The 15,802-nt window shown below is 67.4% G+C and carries 15 protein-coding genes; 7 read left to right on the top strand and 8 right to left on the bottom strand.

Features of this window, described 5'->3' with window-relative positions:
* Positions 1 to 125 precede the first annotated feature (125 nt).
* Positions 126 to 857: a ParA family protein gene (locus VQH23_RS26195; protein WP_338666174.1), complete on the top strand. Its 732-nt coding sequence runs from the start codon at positions 126 to 128 to the stop codon at positions 855 to 857.
* On the top strand, positions 854 to 1,156 hold the full coding sequence (locus VQH23_RS26190; protein WP_075822881.1) for a hypothetical protein: 303 nt from the start codon (positions 854 to 856) through the stop codon (positions 1,154 to 1,156). Before VQH23_RS26195 ends, VQH23_RS26190 begins: the two co-directional genes overlap by 4 nt.
* 54 nt (positions 1,157 to 1,210) lie before the next feature.
* On the opposite strand, the gene VQH23_RS26185 is transcribed toward VQH23_RS26190, so the two are convergent.
* From VQH23_RS26185 to VQH23_RS26170, 4 genes are read right to left on the bottom strand one after another with little or no spacing between them, the layout of a single operon-like run.
* Positions 1,211 to 1,477: a hypothetical protein gene (locus VQH23_RS26185; protein WP_230453393.1), complete on the bottom strand. Its 267-nt coding sequence runs from the start codon at positions 1,475 to 1,477 to the stop codon at positions 1,211 to 1,213.
* A gap of 32 nt (positions 1,478 to 1,509) precedes the next feature.
* Positions 1,510 to 2,109 (bottom strand): hypothetical protein, encoded by a 600-nt coding sequence (locus VQH23_RS26180; protein WP_338666173.1) that lies wholly within the window; start codon positions 2,107 to 2,109, stop codon positions 1,510 to 1,512.
* Positions 2,106 to 3,023, bottom strand: a complete 918-nt coding sequence (locus VQH23_RS26175; RefSeq protein WP_338666172.1) for a hypothetical protein — start codon at positions 3,021 to 3,023, stop codon at positions 2,106 to 2,108. Before VQH23_RS26175 ends, VQH23_RS26180 begins: the two co-directional genes overlap by 4 nt.
* 14 nt (positions 3,024 to 3,037) lie before the next feature.
* On the bottom strand, positions 3,038 to 3,565 hold the full coding sequence (locus tag VQH23_RS26170) for a hypothetical protein (RefSeq protein WP_338666171.1): 528 nt from the start codon (positions 3,563 to 3,565) through the stop codon (positions 3,038 to 3,040).
* Positions 3,566 to 3,878: 313 nt separating this feature from the next.
* Between VQH23_RS26170 and VQH23_RS26165 the strand changes: the two genes are divergently transcribed.
* The 3 genes from VQH23_RS26165 to VQH23_RS26155 all read left to right on the top strand — a co-directional run bounded on the left by VQH23_RS26165 (position 3,879) and on the right by VQH23_RS26155 (position 10,275).
* Positions 3,879 to 4,181: a hypothetical protein gene (locus tag VQH23_RS26165; RefSeq protein WP_099781026.1), complete on the top strand. Its 303-nt coding sequence runs from the start codon at positions 3,879 to 3,881 to the stop codon at positions 4,179 to 4,181.
* A gap of 12 nt (positions 4,182 to 4,193) precedes the next feature.
* Positions 4,194 to 8,834 (top strand): MobF family relaxase, encoded by a 4,641-nt coding sequence (mobF, locus tag VQH23_RS26160; RefSeq protein ID WP_338666245.1) that lies wholly within the window; start codon positions 4,194 to 4,196, stop codon positions 8,832 to 8,834.
* A 487-nt stretch (positions 8,835 to 9,321) separates the two neighbouring features.
* Positions 9,322 to 10,275, top strand: a complete 954-nt coding sequence (locus VQH23_RS26155) for a hypothetical protein (RefSeq protein ID WP_338666244.1) — start codon at positions 9,322 to 9,324, stop codon at positions 10,273 to 10,275.
* 110 nt (positions 10,276 to 10,385) lie between these two features.
* Here the strand turns inward: VQH23_RS26155 and VQH23_RS26150 are convergent, their stop codons facing one another.
* Positions 10,386 to 10,748, bottom strand: a complete 363-nt coding sequence (locus VQH23_RS26150; protein WP_338666243.1) for a hypothetical protein — start codon at positions 10,746 to 10,748, stop codon at positions 10,386 to 10,388.
* Positions 10,749 to 10,964: 216 nt separating this feature from the next.
* A complete protein-coding gene (locus tag VQH23_RS26145; RefSeq protein ID WP_338666242.1) occupies positions 10,965 to 11,918 on the bottom strand; it encodes an IS5 family transposase in 954 nt (317 codons plus the stop codon).
* A 74-nt stretch (positions 11,919 to 11,992) separates the two neighbouring features.
* Between VQH23_RS26145 and VQH23_RS26140 the strand changes: the two genes are divergently transcribed.
* Entirely contained in the window at positions 11,993 to 12,223 is a 231-nt protein-coding gene (locus tag VQH23_RS26140; RefSeq protein WP_338666241.1) for a hypothetical protein, read from the top strand.
* 169 nt (positions 12,224 to 12,392) lie between these two features.
* On the top strand, positions 12,393 to 12,908 hold the full coding sequence (locus VQH23_RS26660; protein ID WP_408904360.1) for an antitoxin Xre/MbcA/ParS toxin-binding domain-containing protein: 516 nt from the start codon (positions 12,393 to 12,395) through the stop codon (positions 12,906 to 12,908).
* 1,737 nt (positions 12,909 to 14,645) lie between these two features.
* Here VQH23_RS26660 and VQH23_RS26135 read toward each other — a convergent pair.
* Together VQH23_RS26135 and cueR are read right to left on the bottom strand one after the other, a co-directional pair.
* Positions 14,646 to 15,122: a DUF411 domain-containing protein gene (locus VQH23_RS26135; RefSeq protein WP_338666240.1), complete on the bottom strand. Its 477-nt coding sequence runs from the start codon at positions 15,120 to 15,122 to the stop codon at positions 14,646 to 14,648.
* The gene (gene cueR, locus VQH23_RS26130) at positions 15,122 to 15,607 is read right to left on the bottom strand and encodes a Cu(I)-responsive transcriptional regulator (protein ID WP_083755441.1); all 486 of its coding nucleotides are present in this window, start codon (positions 15,605 to 15,607) and stop codon (positions 15,122 to 15,124) included. The genes VQH23_RS26135 and cueR overlap by 1 nt, the downstream gene beginning before the upstream one ends.
* Positions 15,608 to 15,802: the final 195 nt, after the last annotated feature.

Raw genomic sequence — 15,802 nt, 5'->3', positions numbered from 1 at the left:
CCTACTGAGGTGTCCAGCGCCAAGTGTACAGACGTAATACGCTTTACGCATGGCGACGTACGTTGTAGTCAAGCCGTATTGACGCTTGCTAACTTGACGCACGGCGTCATGCGGTTGGAGCCACCATGTCGATCATCACTGTTGCCAGCTCAAAGGGTGGGCCAGGCAAGACAACGCTGTCCCAGATCATCGCGGGCACCCTCGCGGCGCGGGGGGTGAGCGTTGCCGTGCTCGATGCCGACCCGACTGCCGGCCTGTCCCGATGGGCATCCAGGCTCTACGAGGGAGCCGCCTTTGTCTGCCACCACGAACCGGACGAGGCGAAGCTGGCCCATTTGATCCATCGGATGGCCCAGGAGGCTGAGGTGGTAGTGGTGGACACAGCTGGCTTCGGCAACCGTGCCGCGACCGTTGCCATGACGGCGGCAGACGGGGTGCTGATCCCCATGGTGCCGGGGGAGGGCGACGTGACCGAGGCCGCCCGCACCGTTGAGCTGGTGGCCGGCGTTGCATCGGCAGCCCGCCGCGAGATACCTGCCCGTGTTGTTCTCAACCGCGTGCGGTCCTCGACGGCACTCTCCAAACACGCTGCGGCCGAGGCAGCGACCCTGCCAAAACTAGCCGCCTCCCTGTCTGACCTAGTGGCCTATGGGGAAATGGGCTTCTCAGGGCGGATGCCAGCTGGGAAGGCGGGAGCAGAGGCGGCAGCCCTGGTCGACGAGCTGCGGGAGCTGGGGTGGCTGCCGGGCAATCCCTCAGCGACTGGAAAGAAAAAGACGCCGAGCGCCAAGTTACATGGCGTAAAGACGAAAGACGTAAAGACGAAAGCCGTAAAGACACAGGAGCCGCACCGTTGAAGGGCCTCAAGAGCACCAGGCCAGCGCCGCCCATTTCCCCTGACGAGATGCTACGGGCAGCCGGCGAGGCCGCACCGCAGCAGCCGCCGGCCATTGCCCAACGCCAGGGCGACGACAAGCCGGCTGTCCTGTCTGTCCGGATGACGGAAGGTACCTTGGAAGCCCTGGCCCGCTTCGCAATCGAAAAGGGCACGACGCAGCGGCGCGTGATCGCGGAAGCCCTGGCCAAGCATGGCGTGCAGGTATCCAGCCATGACTTAGAGGAACGGCCCCAGCCCAGGCGCCGTGGGCGGGGTTAGAACCGCAAAGCCGTCTTGCGTAAAGCAGTAATACGCAAGACAGCTTGGCGCTTGTCAGTCATAGTCATTCCACATGCGGGAAATGCGCGCGCGCAGCCCAAGGCAGAGCATCCCAACAGCCCCACCACCCCAAATCATGCCAAGCGCCTCCCAGAGCGGTTGCCCCGCGTCGAGTGCGGAGCGGATGCCGAGGAGGCCCGCGAAGGCGCATACGATGCCCAGGAAGCCCATCACGGCCAGCAAGACCCTCGCTGGTCCCCGCACCAGGTAGAGCAGCGGGGCGAGCAGCAGCCAGGCAGCGGCGCGGAGTGCAGAGCCCACCCCGCGGATCGCCCGTGGGAAAGGCGCCGCCACTACGAGCGTGACCCCGCCGGCGCCGCCGGCGGTGGAGCCTCATCCAGCCACAGCGGCACGGCGCAGGCCCGCCGGCCAGCGGCATCGGCCCAAACCGCCCGCCCCTCGCAGCGCGACAGGAGGCCTACAAGGTCATTGCGGCGGATGGCGTCGGCCCATGCCCGAGCCGAGGCCGAGCCGTCCGACAGCGCGGCGCGGATAATGCCCGTGGCCTCGCGCACTTCCGCCGCCTCCGTCGATCTTCCCCACAGATAGCCGCCGCCCAGCGCGCCCAGCAGCAGCACCGCCGCCCCGGCGCCCGACAGCACGGCCAAACGCCGGGACTGCGCGCCGGCTTGGCGCACGAAGTCGGCCCGGCATGCCTTCACGAGCTGGCGCGTCATCTCGGCCTGCGCTGAAGCGTCCAGCGGCTGCCGGCTAGACTCTACGTGGTCCAGCACTTCGCCCATGGCGCCGAGGCTGGCCCCGAAGGCCTCGAGAACCGGACCGAGCGGGTCGCCCTCCAGTTGCGCCTTCGAGGCCGCGAGGCGCAGATCGGCCCGCGCGCGGCCGATCGCTGCGCGCGGGTCCGAGGGCGCCGCCGCAGTCGTCGTGCTCACGGAATCCAGGACCGGATCGGCACTAGGGACGCGGCCATGTCCGCCATCCACTTGCGGACGCGAGAGCGGTCGAACGGGCCGAGAATGGCGCCGGGCTGGTCGGCCGGGGTCTGGCCGTCGCGCGCTTGGCCGAAGCGGAGCCGCTTGCCTTCGATCTCGGCTGCAACGCCCGCATCCAGCCGCGGCATCCAGATCGGCACCGCCCCGCGCTCCACGGCGGCCCGGAAAGCGCTGTGCCGTAGCACGCGGGCGAAGGCGTCCTCCCGCGGCATGGTGGGGTCGGCCAGGCCGGCGTTGAGGATCAGCGCCGTGGCCTTGGGCTGAAAGCCCTGCGCCTCGTAGCCGGCCAGCACGCTCAGATCATCGACGCGTGGGGATAGGGTGTAGATCGCGACTGGATGCACGCCGGCCTCTTCCAGGCTGCCGGCCAGGTCAGGCACGTCCTCCAGCAGCTTGCCCATGCTCAGATCGCCGCCGCCCATGTCGAGCAGGGCGCTCTGCTTCTCGGTCATGACGAAGCCGAGCAATTCTTCTGCCCAGCGGGCGACACCGGTGGGATCGTTTGTATCGGGCTGCGCCACGTCGTTGACGAAGGTGGCCAGCGACCGGTTCTGCGGATCGAGCGCCGCGGCTATCGGGGCCGGCTGCCCGGAGCGGGCCTCCTCCAGGATGTAGCGCAGCAGCGTGGTCTTACCGCTGCGGCCCGGCCCCATGACGAACAGCGCCTTGGGACCGTCCCCGAGGTCTACGGCCGGCACAGTGGGCAGGGCTGCAGCGGCGCCGTCGCGAGGACGGGCCGCCGGTCCGACCGGGATCTCCCGCTCGCCCTCAATCGAGCGGGCCCGGCCGAATAGACGAGGGCTAGGCGTGGGGGAGGGGTCGGGCTGGGGCGCTACGGACGGGGTGTTCTTCATGGCTGGTACTCTGGTCATTTCAGGGACGCTGGCTTGAACCGCGGGGGCGGCTTCGGATCGAAGGCGCCTTCGGTCGGATCAAAGGCCGGGCGAACTGGTGGGGAAGGTGCCGCTGCGAGGGCAGGAGGCGCGACGGGTGGAGGAGGCGTTGGGGCGGCTGTGGGAGCGGTTGCGGGCGTGCGGGAAGCTCCAGCCTTCGCCACGGCCATTTCCGCCTTGGACCGTCGCCGTCGCTGTCCCTTAGCGTTCAGGGCGCCTGTGACGCGATGGTAGGCCCGCCGCACCGCTTCCGTTTTTGGCGGCTCGCCGTTGGCATCACGGATGCCCAGGTCGGCCAGGGTGCGGGCAATGCTGTCCCAACTCGGCCGAACCGTGTTCATCCGCTCGGTGATCAGGGCATGGTGTTGGCGCATCCAGCCGAGCAGGGGAGAGCGGCCCGAAAGCTGGCCGAATGCCTCCTGCGCCATCTTGGTCGCGGGTGGGGTGGAAGGGTCCGCCAAGCCGATCATCCGTAGTTGCAACTGCTCGGAATCCTGGCCCAAGGGAGCCCATAGGTGCAACCCCGCGTTCCCAATTAGATACGTATAAGGCACCGGTTCGACACCACTAAGAGACGTTTAAGACACATAGAGGGGACGTCGAAGGCATAACGAAGGGACAAGGACAGACAGGAACAGACAGAGTTACCCGCTGAGGAGACAGGAGAGGCACAAGGAAGAGATAAACAGGACACAAGAGACGGGGGGAGGGGAGTAGAGAAGGTCACTACAGACCATTGCACCCTAGAAGGTGCTGGTCTCATCCCCGCTAGAGATGGTTAGGTGGCGCCCGACCACTGCTACCGAGGATGCCGCTTTGTCAGACGCCATCGCCGCCGAGCTGGCCCGCCTCCGGGACACCGTTGAAACGCTGACCCAGGGGCTGCGGATGATGGTGGAGACGCAGGGCACCCACACCGAAATGCTGCAGGCGATCATGGAGGCGGCGACCGAAGAGGCCGGCGAGAGCCCGTTACCGGGGCTGCTGACGCAGATCGTGCAGCGCCTGGATGAGCAGACCGAGGTCCTGCACCGCATCGAGGCTGCTGCCAGCGGCAGGCCGGTGGACGATGACGAAACCCCTGCTGGCCAGCGCCCGGGGCCGGCGTCACAGCAGTAGCAGGTCCGTCTGGTGCTGACCTTTCGCAAGGGCGCAGCCATCGCCATTCCGGGCGGCGCACGGGCGATGGCCGATCACCTGATGGAGGAGACGCTATCGCCCGAGGCCGTGGCGATGGGCGACTATTACACCCGGAACCGGGCGGCCGAGCTGGGGGCTGGGCCGGGACCGGACGGCGAGCCGGGGCCGGAGGCGCCGCGCCGTGGCACCCGGCCGCAGCCGCGGCGGGACATGCATCCCGGCCTGGCATCGGCGCTGGGGATCGACCCGCACGGCATCCCGACCGTCGAACAGGTGAGCCAGATCCTCGCCGGCCGGCGCGCGGACGGGGGCGAGCTGGTGACGAACGAGGCCGCAACCACGCGCAGCGTCAGCTACATCGACCTGTGCTTCTCCGCCCCCAAGAGCGTGAGCCTGGCATGGGCCTTCGCTCCGACCGAGGCCGAGCGGGCGACCATCCTCCAGGCGCACCGAGACGCGGTCGACGCCTCGCTGCGCTACGTGTCCCGCGAAATCGGCCAGGTCCGCCGCGGCAAGGCCGGTATGGGCGGTACCGAGGCCGGGCACGTCGCCTGGATTGGCTTCGAGCACTTCACGGCCCGGGCGACCGCCGAGGTGAAGCGGCCCGACCCCAAAACCGGCGAGGTGACGACCGAGCTGCATACCCTACGGCCCGACCGTGACCCCTCCGGGGCCGGCGATCCGCAGCTCCACACCCATTGCGCGGTGCCCAACCTGGTTCTGACGGATGGCGGTCACCTGGGCGCCCTGGACCTCAAGGCCGCCCACGGGCGCATCCACGAGTTCGGTGCCTTCTACCAGGCGCAGATCGCCGCGAACCTGCGGCGCGTCGGGGTGGCGGTGGAGCTGGAGGAGCGCACCGGCATGGCCCGGCTGCCGGCCATCCCGGAGGCGGTGTGCGAGGCATTCAGCAAGCGCACCCGCGACGGCACCGAGGCGGCGCGGGCGGAGGCAGCCAAGCGCGGCCTCGATTGGGACGCCATGACACCGGACATGCAGGTGGACTTCCTCAAGGGCGGCACGAAGGCGGCCCGTAAGAACAAGGAGGACGACCTCAGCGACTTCGCCGCCTGGCGCGGCCAGGCCGCGGCCATCGGCTGGGAGCACCGCGGCGTCGTGGTGCCACGACGCCAAGGCGCCGGGGCGCCAAGGGAGCAGAGCCGGGCGGCCCGCCTGGAAGGTGCCTATGAAGCGGCGTTGCCCTTCCTCGAAGCCGAGTTCTCCCGCGCTTCGGTCCTCAACGGGGCGGACCTGCGCGCCGCGGCGGCCCGCGCCCTGATCGCGGCCGGTATCACGCCGGGGGCGGAGGGCGGCCGGGCGGATGTGGACGCCCTGACGCGGGCCATGCGCGAGCGCGGGGTGCGCCAGGATGGCCAGCTCACGGGGCTGGTGTGGGGTCGCGAGGGCGAGCGCGACGAGGTCCGGGTGACAACGGCGCTGCACGTCGCTCAGGAGGAGAAGGCTGTGGCGCTGGCCAAGGCCGCTGCTGCGGATCGCGGCCGCGCCCTTTCCCCCGCTGCCCTGGCTGCCGCGGTGGAGCGCAGCGGCTTGGACTTTGGTGACGACCACGGGAAGGCGCAGCACGCGGCCATGGTGCGCCTCGGCACGGGCGGCGCCGTGGGCGTGGCGGTGGGCGTGGCCGGGGCGGGCAAGACCGCCCTGCTGCGCCCGCTGGTGGATGCCTGGAAGGCGCAGGGCGACCACGTGGTGGGCGTGGCCATCGCCTGGCGCCAGGCCGAGCCACTGAAGGAGGCCGGGGTAGGGGATGTCGCGGCGCTCACGGGCTTCTTGCATGGGGTTCGTGCCGGTCGCCTCTCGATCGGGCCACGGACGGTGGTGGTGGTGGACGAGCTGGGGCAGGTGGGCGCCCGGCAGATGCTGGAGTTGCTGCGGCTGCGCGCGCAGCACGGGTTCCGCATCGTCGCCGTGGGCGACGACAAGCAATGCCAGGGCATTGAAGCCGGGCCGGTGGTGAACCTCATGCGCCGGGCGCTGGGGAAGGAGGCGGTGCCTGAGATCCTAACCACGCGCCGGCAACGCACCGAGCGGGAGCGCGAGATCGCCGGGCTGTTCCGTGACGGCAAGGCGGCCGAGGCGCTGGCCATGAAGCGGGCGGACGGCACGGCCGAGGCGGTGCCGGGCGGCTACGACGACGCCGTGCGGCGGGTGGCCGAGCTATGGCGGCAGCGGCGCGAGGCGAACGCAGGGGATACCGGCTTCTCCATCAGCGTCACGGCGCCGACGAACGCCGACGCCCGCGCCGTGGCCCTGGCGCTGCGCGAGGAACGCCGGGCGATGGGCGAGCTGGGGGCCGACGTGTTCAGCGTGCGCGCGACCGACCAGGCCGGCGCCGCCTACAATCTCACCCTGGCGCCGGGTGACCGGGTGCGGCTGTTCGACCGCCTCAACGCCCGCTTCCTTGACGGCGGCCGGGGCAACATCGGCAACAACGGCAGCGTGCTCGAAGTGCGCGACGTGAACGCAGACGGGATCGTGCTGCGGACGGCGGCCGGTCGCGACGGCGCGGTGTCGTGGGAGAGCCTGGCCGACAAGAAGAACGGCCGCACGCGGCTGGCGCCCGGTGACGTGCTGACCATCGACGCGGCGCAGGGGATCACCAGCAGCGAGCACATCAACGCCATGCCGGCGGGATCGGCGGGGGTGCAGGGCTTCAAGGGCTACACGGCCGAGAGCCGGCACAAGGATTCCGCTTGGCTCATTACCTCGGACGGCGCCGAGCGGCGCGAGGTGATGGTGCGCCGAGCGCTGGGGGACGCCCGCCCCATCACCGCGGTGGACGTATGGGAGAACGTGGCGCGGAACCTGGCCCAGCAGCCGGCGAAGGCGTCGGCACTCGACTTCATGGACCGCGCTCGCGACGTCGGCCGCACGTCGGCGCACGCGATGCAGGCCGGGTTCCGGAGGGCCGAGGCGCGCGAGGCGGCGGGCGAGCCGCGGGCGACGCTGGGGGCGCGGTTCCGCGACCGCCGCGACGGCCGGGCGGTGGGTCAGGCGGTGGAGCGGCTGCGGCAGGCGCTCGATGCCCGCTGGCAGGCGGTGCGCGAGCTGGCCGACCGGCTGCGGCGGGCCGGCGGGACCTTTCTGCAGGACAGCGGGCGCGAGGAACGCCGTCCGGCCGAAGGCGAGGCAAGGGCGGTACGTGACCGGGCGGCGCACAACCAAGCGCGCAGCCGGGCAGCGGCTGAGCGGCACCGGGCGCCCCAGCCCGCGGGCGAGCGCCAAGCGAAGCCGGTGGACGCGGCGGCCTACTGGCGGCGCACGGCGGCGGGGAAGGACGGGTCGCTACGACCGAGCGTGCGCCGAGCAGCGCAGCGCAGGCGCGAGGAGAGCGCCGTGGCCGCAGTCGCGGATCGCCTAGCGCTTGCTTTGGACGAGCGCGGCGCCGTCCTGGCGGGCATGGGGCAGGACAGGGGTGCGAAGTCCGCCCAGGCGGTCCAGGGATTGCGCCAAAATCGCGACGGGGCACAGGCTCCCGCCAGCCTCGCGGTGCCGTCTCAGGCCATCCGTACGCCATCCCCGGTTATCCCCCCATCCTCCCCGCGCGCTGTCGCAGCTCCGGGGCGGCGAGCGGCGCCGCGCTTCACCGAGGCCGACGCCGCGGCGGACTTCGCCGTAGCCCTGCACAGGGCCGGGCTGCGCGTAGCCGGGCCGGCGGAGATGGACGGGAAGATGCACCGGGTCCCTGTGGAGGGTGACCGGAAGGGGCAGAAGTCGGGAACCTACGTCGGGCACCTCGACGACTGGCCGGCGGGCTACATCCGCAACCATAAGACCGGCACCGAGATCCGCTGGAAGGCCGAGCGACCGGTAGCGCAGACCGTGCCGTCCGAGCGGGCGGCGTTCGCGGCTGAGGCTGCAGCCAGATCCGCGGAGCGGGCGCGCGAGCGGCACGACACCCACGAGCGGGCGGCGAGGATGGCGCATCGCCTATGGGCTGCGGCGACGCCGGCCAAGGATCACCCCTACCTCGCGGCCAAAGGCGTGAAGGCGCACGGGCTGCGGCAGGACCGGCGTGGCCGGCTGTTAGTCCCGGTGCAGGGAGTGGACGGGCGGCTTTGGGGGGTGCAGCGGGTGAACGTGGACGGGTCCAAGCTGTTCTTGAAAGGGGGCAGGACTGAGGGCGGGCACATGCTGATCGGTGGACGACCGAAGCCGGGCGCGCCGCTGCTAATAGCTGAGGGCTACGCCACGGGGGCTACGCTGCACGAGGCTACCGGCCTGCCGGTTGCGGTGGCCTTCAACGCGGGGAACTTGGCGGTAGTAGCGAGGGTATACCGGGCGGCCGACTCTTCGCGACCCATCATCATTGCCGGGGACAATGACCACCACCTGCCCAGGCGGGCGGTGCCGCTGCCGAACGTGGGGAAGGAGAAGGCCGAGGCTGCTGCGGCGGCAGTGGGCGGTGTCGCCGTTCTGCCATCCTTCCCAGCTGGCGACCGGGGTAGCGACTGGAACGACCTGGCGCGGCAGCAGGGGCATCAGCCCGTCACTGCGGCGGTGCGGAGTGCACTGGATCAACTACAAAGGGTGGCGGCGGATCGGTTTGAGCTGACCGCCGCGGGGAGTAGGAGAGAGGCGCAGGAAGTGCGCCCACGTGGCCCGCGCATGTGACCGTCGAGAATGGGTGGGTAGCGGCTGTATAAGACCCGTGCCGTGATGCCTGCTTCACCTTCGTAATCGGACGTAGAGAGCGTCCGCCTGAGCTCGCCCGCTGTGACGTGGTCTGGCTATGATCGGGCATCTAGAAGCGGCTCTGAAGTTCTTTAAAGCGTCAGGGCCCTATCGGCGCTGTCTGGAACAGGCCCGATGGCCAACCAGTTTAAGGAAAGTAGCCAGGGCACCTCCAACACTGCCATGTGGCTAGCGGAGGAATACTTCTAGGCTGAACAGCGCCGCATTGTTGCCGGACAAGCAGGCCGCCATGTAACGGACTAAGAAAGCAGCATAGCAAGGCCTAGAATGCCGAAAGGGGCCACCTTGCGGTGACCCCTTTCTGAAGAAATATTGCATCGCAGACCCCGCCTCCCGTCGCGTCGTTGGGCTAACTAGGGTACAAACTGCGTGCCTACACGAGATAGATAGGGCCTGCTGCGGCGAAATGCAACCCTCTAACATCGCCGCGACCATCGCAGCGCTCTCCGGCCCACGCCTCAGCAGCTACCGGGCATTCTTCAACCCTGCCGACGACCTCGAACTCTACGGGGTGTACTGCTGGAACGACGCGATCTCGGCCAGCCTTACTGCGTTACTGAACAACCTCGAAGTGACGATGCGGAACGCGTTCCACCGGGAATTAAGCGTGCGGTACGGGACAGCTGCAGGAACGGCCTCCTCGGACTGGTATAACGACCTCCGATTGGTGCCGCGCTCACTCGAGAAGGTACACGCGATCACTCACCGTCGGCGGGCCGGGCGCCAAGTGCCTCTTTGGCCCTCGCCATCGCCGGACGACGTCGTCTCGAAGCTCACCTTCGGCTTCTGGAAGCACCTTCTGGACGCCACCCACGACCACCGGGGTGACAGGGTGGATTGGGGAGCAATCCTCACTGCCCTACTGCCGAACCACGCCAACAGCAATCCTGCTTACTGGGCCAAGCAGCGGCGCCAGGACGTCCTGTTCGCTCGTATCGACCTCGTTGGCGACATGAGGAACCGGATCGCTCACCTGGAGCCAGTCTGGAAAGCTGGACCACTGCTGCAGGAGGGCCGCGCCCGCCCGACCTTCACCCCGGCGGCCGTACTGGATGCCCCCGCCAGCCCGCAGGAGGCGATCGACCGCCTCAAGCTCGTCCATAACCGTGCCTATGAACTCCTCTATTGGCTCTCCTCTGCCCGGGCCGACGATCACCGACAGTCCGCAGCCTACGGGCGGTTTCGGCACTTGGCGTCGACGGACGGGCTAGATGGGTTCAAGAAGCTGTCCGCCGGACGGCGCGTCTCGTTCATAGGCCTGCGGTCGTTCATCCGGGCCGAAGCCACGGTCGGTGGAATGGTGGAGGTGACCGATGGCCAGGGGACGGTGATCGCCCTGCTGTTCCCGCAAGGAACCTAGGATACCGGCACTCGCCACTCTAATCTGTGGGCAAACATGGGCAAACCTTGAGCCAAGGCCTGCCCACTCAGATGGTCACGAACCGCGGGGTCTGCCGGTTCACTCGCCCGTCACGACGTCTTCACCCGCCTTGCAGGATCGGCACCGAGTTGGTGATCGCCGATCCAGACCTCGATCCACCCACGTCGCACATGTGGGCGCATGTCCTTGGCGAATTTGCGGGCTGCCTCAGGCTTCATCTTCACCGAGAACCAATCGCCCGATCGGGCGAGTTCCAGCGTGAAGCCTTTTGCATGCTTGATGCTGTTGTGGCGCTGTAAGCAGCCCTGAATGTCCCACCGGCGCCGTTCGAGACGCGTCTCGGTCGGATGGGGCTCAAACCGGATCCAGACTTTAGGACGGCGCTTGGCTCGGATGAAGCCGAGGAGCGTGGTAGTCAGTTCGTCGCGATGTAGATTGAGCACGTTGCCCATTGCAGATCTCCTGAGAGCGGCAAGGGCGGGGCAACGGATTGAAGGGCCATGCTCCACCCGCCGCGATTGCGACAGATGTGCCCCCGGGGCGCGAGCGCTTGCCGGGGTGGCCCCTGCTGGGTCAGGGATTCCTTTGACGGACCAACCATTCTGGGTGTCGATCGGCGCTGTTGCGGAAATCGGTTTGAGGGCGTGGTTCGGTCTTTGATGCCCTGATCAGGCGCGAGCGACGGTGTCGGGCATACCAAGGGCGTTGAAGATGTTCAGGATCGCGCAGCGGATCTGCACCTCGGCGACCTGACGGGCCGGATCTCGGGCTGAGAGACGTTCGCCGAGGCGCTTGAGGCGGGACATCGCCGTCTCGGCTAGGCTGCGCCGGTGATAGCCGCTCCATCGCTTCCACAGTCGCCGTCCGAGGTGCCTGATGGCGCGCAGCGTCTCGTTCCGCTCGGTCGCTCCGGTGGTTCGCCTCTTCCATGGCCTGCCGTTGCGCCGCGGGGGCACGACGAGGTCGGCCTGGCGAGCCGCAGAGGCCTCGTAGACGCCGCGCGTGTCGTAGGCGCCGTCGCCACTGATCACCCCGATCCGCTCCCCTTCCGGCAACTGCGCGAGCAGGCCCGGTACGATCTCGCCGTCGCCATGCCGGTGATCTGTCATCTCCACGGCCCGCACCTCGTGGCTGTCAGCGTCGATCACCAAGTGCACCTTGCGCCAGACCCGACGCTTGTCGGCCCCGTGCTTTCTGACCTTCCACTCACCCTCGCCCAGCACCTTCAGTCCGGTGCTGTCGATCACGAGGTGCAAGGGGCCGCCCCGGGCGCGATAGGGGATGGTGACCGTGAGGCTCTTCTGCCGCCGCGAGAGGGTGCTGTAGTGAGGCACCTGCCAGTCCAGGCCCGCCAGCCGGATCAGGCTCCCCGCCATGCCCTGGGCGGCTCGCAGCGGCAGCTGGTACAGCACCTTCAGCGTCAGCACCGCCTGGATCGCCGCGTCCGTGAAGACCCGAGGGCGGCCACGTCTGCCCGTACCTTCTGAGGTGTGCCAGGCCAGATCGGGCGAAATCCACACGGTCAGGTCACCGCGGGCAATGAGCCCTCGGTCGTACTCCCGCCAGTTCCGTGTCCGGTAGCGCGCCTTCGGGCGTCCGCCCTGCGCCAGTGCCTTGCTCATGCAGGACTACCTGCAAGGTTTGTGCAACAAGGCCGCTCTACGGCCTCCGTTCAGCAGCCGAGACTGCGTCCCGAGTGAGCCAGGTCTACAAAGACTTCTCGCTCCAGGGCGTTGCCCGTAGCCTTGCCGTCAACCCGGCACGTGCAGGACTGCGTAGCGATGCCGTTGTTCGACACAGCCAGAACATCGTCCGGCAGATCAAGGAGGCCCAGGAGATGATCGATTTCGTCAAGCGCCATGGTCAGGACCGGCAGCTTCAACGGATGATGCGGGTTGGCGAACCGTGGGGCCGGCCTGGCTACTGATAGCAAGCACACACGCACTGCAACAAACCACGCCGAGCAGCAATTTCTTGCTGCTCGGTTTTTTTGTATATAGGAAATATGATATTATAAAATCAAAAGTCAGCCCAAATTGTCTTGTTCTTGGGCCCTTGTAGCATCACGTCCCTCTGGCAGTGGAGGATCGACAGGAATGCGCACTGACAGGGAAACACAGGCGATCATGGATGCCCTGGGTATCGCCTTCCTGCAGGGCCCGGTGATCGTGCAGGCCGGCCCCTCCCTCGACACTCAGTCCCTTGCGGAGGGTCACGATAGAGGCTGGACACCATGCATTCCCCCCGAGTTGGTTACGCGATTGGCGAGGGAGTGCCTTTCTCTTGATACTCTGAGACAAGTGGCCGCGACGATAGTGGGATCCGACGAGGCGAAGGTCACCGCCTTTGAGCAGCAGGTCCTGGACCCCGCGTTGCCCCGACTGTCTGCGCGCGCTCTCTCCTTAGCGGAGTGCGAGCGGACGGTGCGACTAGCCTATCTTTTCGTTCGAGCTCGCACCGCCTTGGGCACGGACGTCGAGGCACGTGAGTTCCTATTGGAGGGACACCCGATGTTGGCCGGCAGAGCCCCAATCGATGTGTCCGGGTCGCCTGACGGCGGTGATCAGGTCATGCGAATTTTGAACACTCTCGAGCATGGCCTAGCCCTTTAGGCTTTTCGGTCGCTCACTCGGGTCGGAGCGCCATGACAGCACGAGCTCCATTTATGGAACCTTTGTTTATTGATATCATAATATTTTAGCATCATCCAATTGCCCTCGCACTTGCGCGAAATATGATGGGCAGCTGATAGAGGCCTACCGACGGATGAGGATCTCCCCCAATGCGGCGTAGAAAGGGGTTGGATGACCTAGCCACTGCCATCGAGCAGGACAATGCAGGTCGTCAGCCTTCGGCCAGTGCGGTGCTCAAGGTTCCGAATAACGCACCGCCTGCCGTACCCCAGCCAAAGGTCACATCGGCGGAGCCGGATCCGCCTTCAGCCGCTAGGCGAGGCCGCCCGCCTGTAGACACCGTAGGCATACACCTGCGTCTCGGCCGGGAGCTCGACGAATGGCTACAGGACCAAGCCATCGACGAGTCCCGTCGTCGTCGGAAGACCATCACAAAGCAGAACATGATCCTCCAGCTTCTCGAACAGGTTCGGAAGACCTCTTCCAATGGCTAAGGTGATTGCCGTTCTCGGAACAAAGGGCGGCTCCGGCAAGACCACGACAGCGCACGCATTGGGCCACGGCTTCGGTTCCCTCCCGAAGCCGATCTCCTGCCTTGTCGTCACCACGGACGAGGGGACCAATGTTCCAGGCCGGGAGAACCGGCGCTACCTCCCGGCGGATGGTACGACGGGCCCAAAGCTGCAGCGCGTCCTTCGGCCCATCATCGATCGGAAGGACGTCGTCGTGGTGATCGACGGCGCGGCTAGGCGCGTCGGTGCCGATGAAGCCGCGGCAAACCTAGCGGACCTGGTCATCGTCCCAATGGACCCGAGCCCCCAAGCTCTCGACACAGCCCTCCGGGATTTGGAGCGCTTTCCTAAAGCCATCGCCCTACCCATGCGGTGGCCATCCCATAGAGATACGCGCAGCCGGGCAGACAGGCTCCTGACCCGGCTTCCTGCGAAGCGCTGGCTGCCCCCCTTTCCCAACGTGGCCAAGCTATCTGACATCCTGGACGACGCTCTCTATCCAGCCCACGCCACGTCGATTTCGGCACCCTGCAGAACCCTGGTTCACGAGGTCCTACACAGGATGAAGTTAGAACCATCAGACCTCGTGGCGTGACTGGCCTGCCGAGTGGGAAGGGGCCCTCCAATACATGGAGGCCCCCTCATTGCGATCGTCGGCTGTCAGTGCGGGCTGATGTTTAGTCGCCGAGCGCCGAGGGATCCTGGGTGCCAGGAACACCGGCTTGGGGGTTCTCCGGGCCATGCGGGTGAGGCTTGGTCGGATGAGGAGCGAACGGGTAAGCGGCCATCCCGGGCACGCCCGCTCCCTGATCGACCGTGAGGCCATTCGGCGCACGCGAGGTTGGTGCCGTATAGACGTAGCCGGCCTGCTGGGCAGATGCAGCGCCCGAGATCGTGGTCGCAGCGAGGGCTAGCACCGCAGCGCTTCCGAGGCTGCGGGCGCACATGGCCAAATGCGCGAGCTGGCGCGCATAGATTTGCGACGTGTGAGGTAGAGAGACAGGCATTCGAACCTCCTTGGTTGGACGGCAAGCAGCGCTCGCCGGTACAGCCAAGGTAGGTTCCGCGCTTTGCAGGAACCTTCCTGCGCGACGACAAGATATTTCAGGGCGAGCTCCCTTCGGACGCCGATAGAAGCATAGGGCCAGCCGGGAACAGCCCGACTTACCCGCCTCTTGTTGAGCGGCGTTCGTCGGCCTCGTTTCTAGAGATTTCCTGAGTGCCGGGCCCAGACCCTGTCGTTGCCGGGGGTGCCGAACAGCACCACCTCGTAGGGGGTACCTGGAATGTCCATGCCCGGTGAAGAGGGCGGCATCCCTGGGGCAGTAAGCCCCTTGGCCCGCGGTCGCTCCGCGAGCAGGCGGCGCACATCGGTCGCGGGGACATGCCCCTCTACGACGTAACCACCCACCCTGGCCGTGTGGCAGGACTGGAGGGAGGCGGGGACGCCGTTGGCCGCCTTGATGGCCTGTAGGTCAGCGACATCATGGACCGTCGCCTCAAAGCCGGCCGCCCGCATGTGCTCGACCCAAGCGCCGCAGCAGCCGCAGTTCTCGTCCTTCCAGACTTCGATCGTCGGGCCACGCGCCGCCCGAGCCAAGCCGAGTGGCGCCAGGGCTGCGGCCAGACCCAAGCTGAGGAAAGACCGCCGCGCAGCCAGGGCCGAAGTTGTCTTGCTCATCACGCCACTCCCTGAAGGGCGCCGAACGGGCTCTTGCCCGCAGCGCCTTGTCGATGCTTCCGGCGGGCGGCCTCAGGAGGCGTCGGGGCACAGTGGCCCTCATCAGCGAGTTCCTCGAGGATCGGGCATTCCGGGCGATGGTCGCCATGGCAGGCGTCTGCCATGTGCTCCAGCGCCTCGCACATCCGGGTCAGTTCGGTGATCCGGGCTCGAAGTTCCACCACATGCTCGGTCGCGACCCGCTTCACGTCGGCGCTCGAACGGCCCTCATCCTGCCAGAGCCCGATGAGATGCTTGATGCGATCCAACGGCATACCAAGGTCCCGCGCCCTCCGCACAAATCGAAGAGTTCCGACATCATCCTGCGAATAGACGCGATAGCCTGCCTCTGTGCGCCGCACGGTGGTAAGGAGCCCGACGCTCTCATAGTACCGCAGCATCTTCGTGGAGATGCCCGACCCTCTCGCCGCCTGACCGATGTTCATCGGGACCTCCTCTTTCGAGGGCCTGCCCTCGCCCGTTCTCATGAGGTTGAGGTTTCCCATGGTGGGAAGGTCAAGGACGATCGGCGCCCACCCACCACGGGACGGCGCTTGACCTTCCCACCATGGGAGACACCACCTTGCAGGGCACCTGAGGAACGAGGCCTCGTCCGACGAGACCGAAATTGGGGTGGCAAG

It is taken from the genome of Pararoseomonas sp. SCSIO 73927 (assembly GCF_037040815.1).
Classification (GTDB): Bacteria; Pseudomonadota; Alphaproteobacteria; order Acetobacterales; family Acetobacteraceae; genus Roseomonas.
The sequence above is the reverse complement of the archived record's forward strand: the minus strand, read 5'-3'. Positions and strand labels throughout refer to the sequence as shown.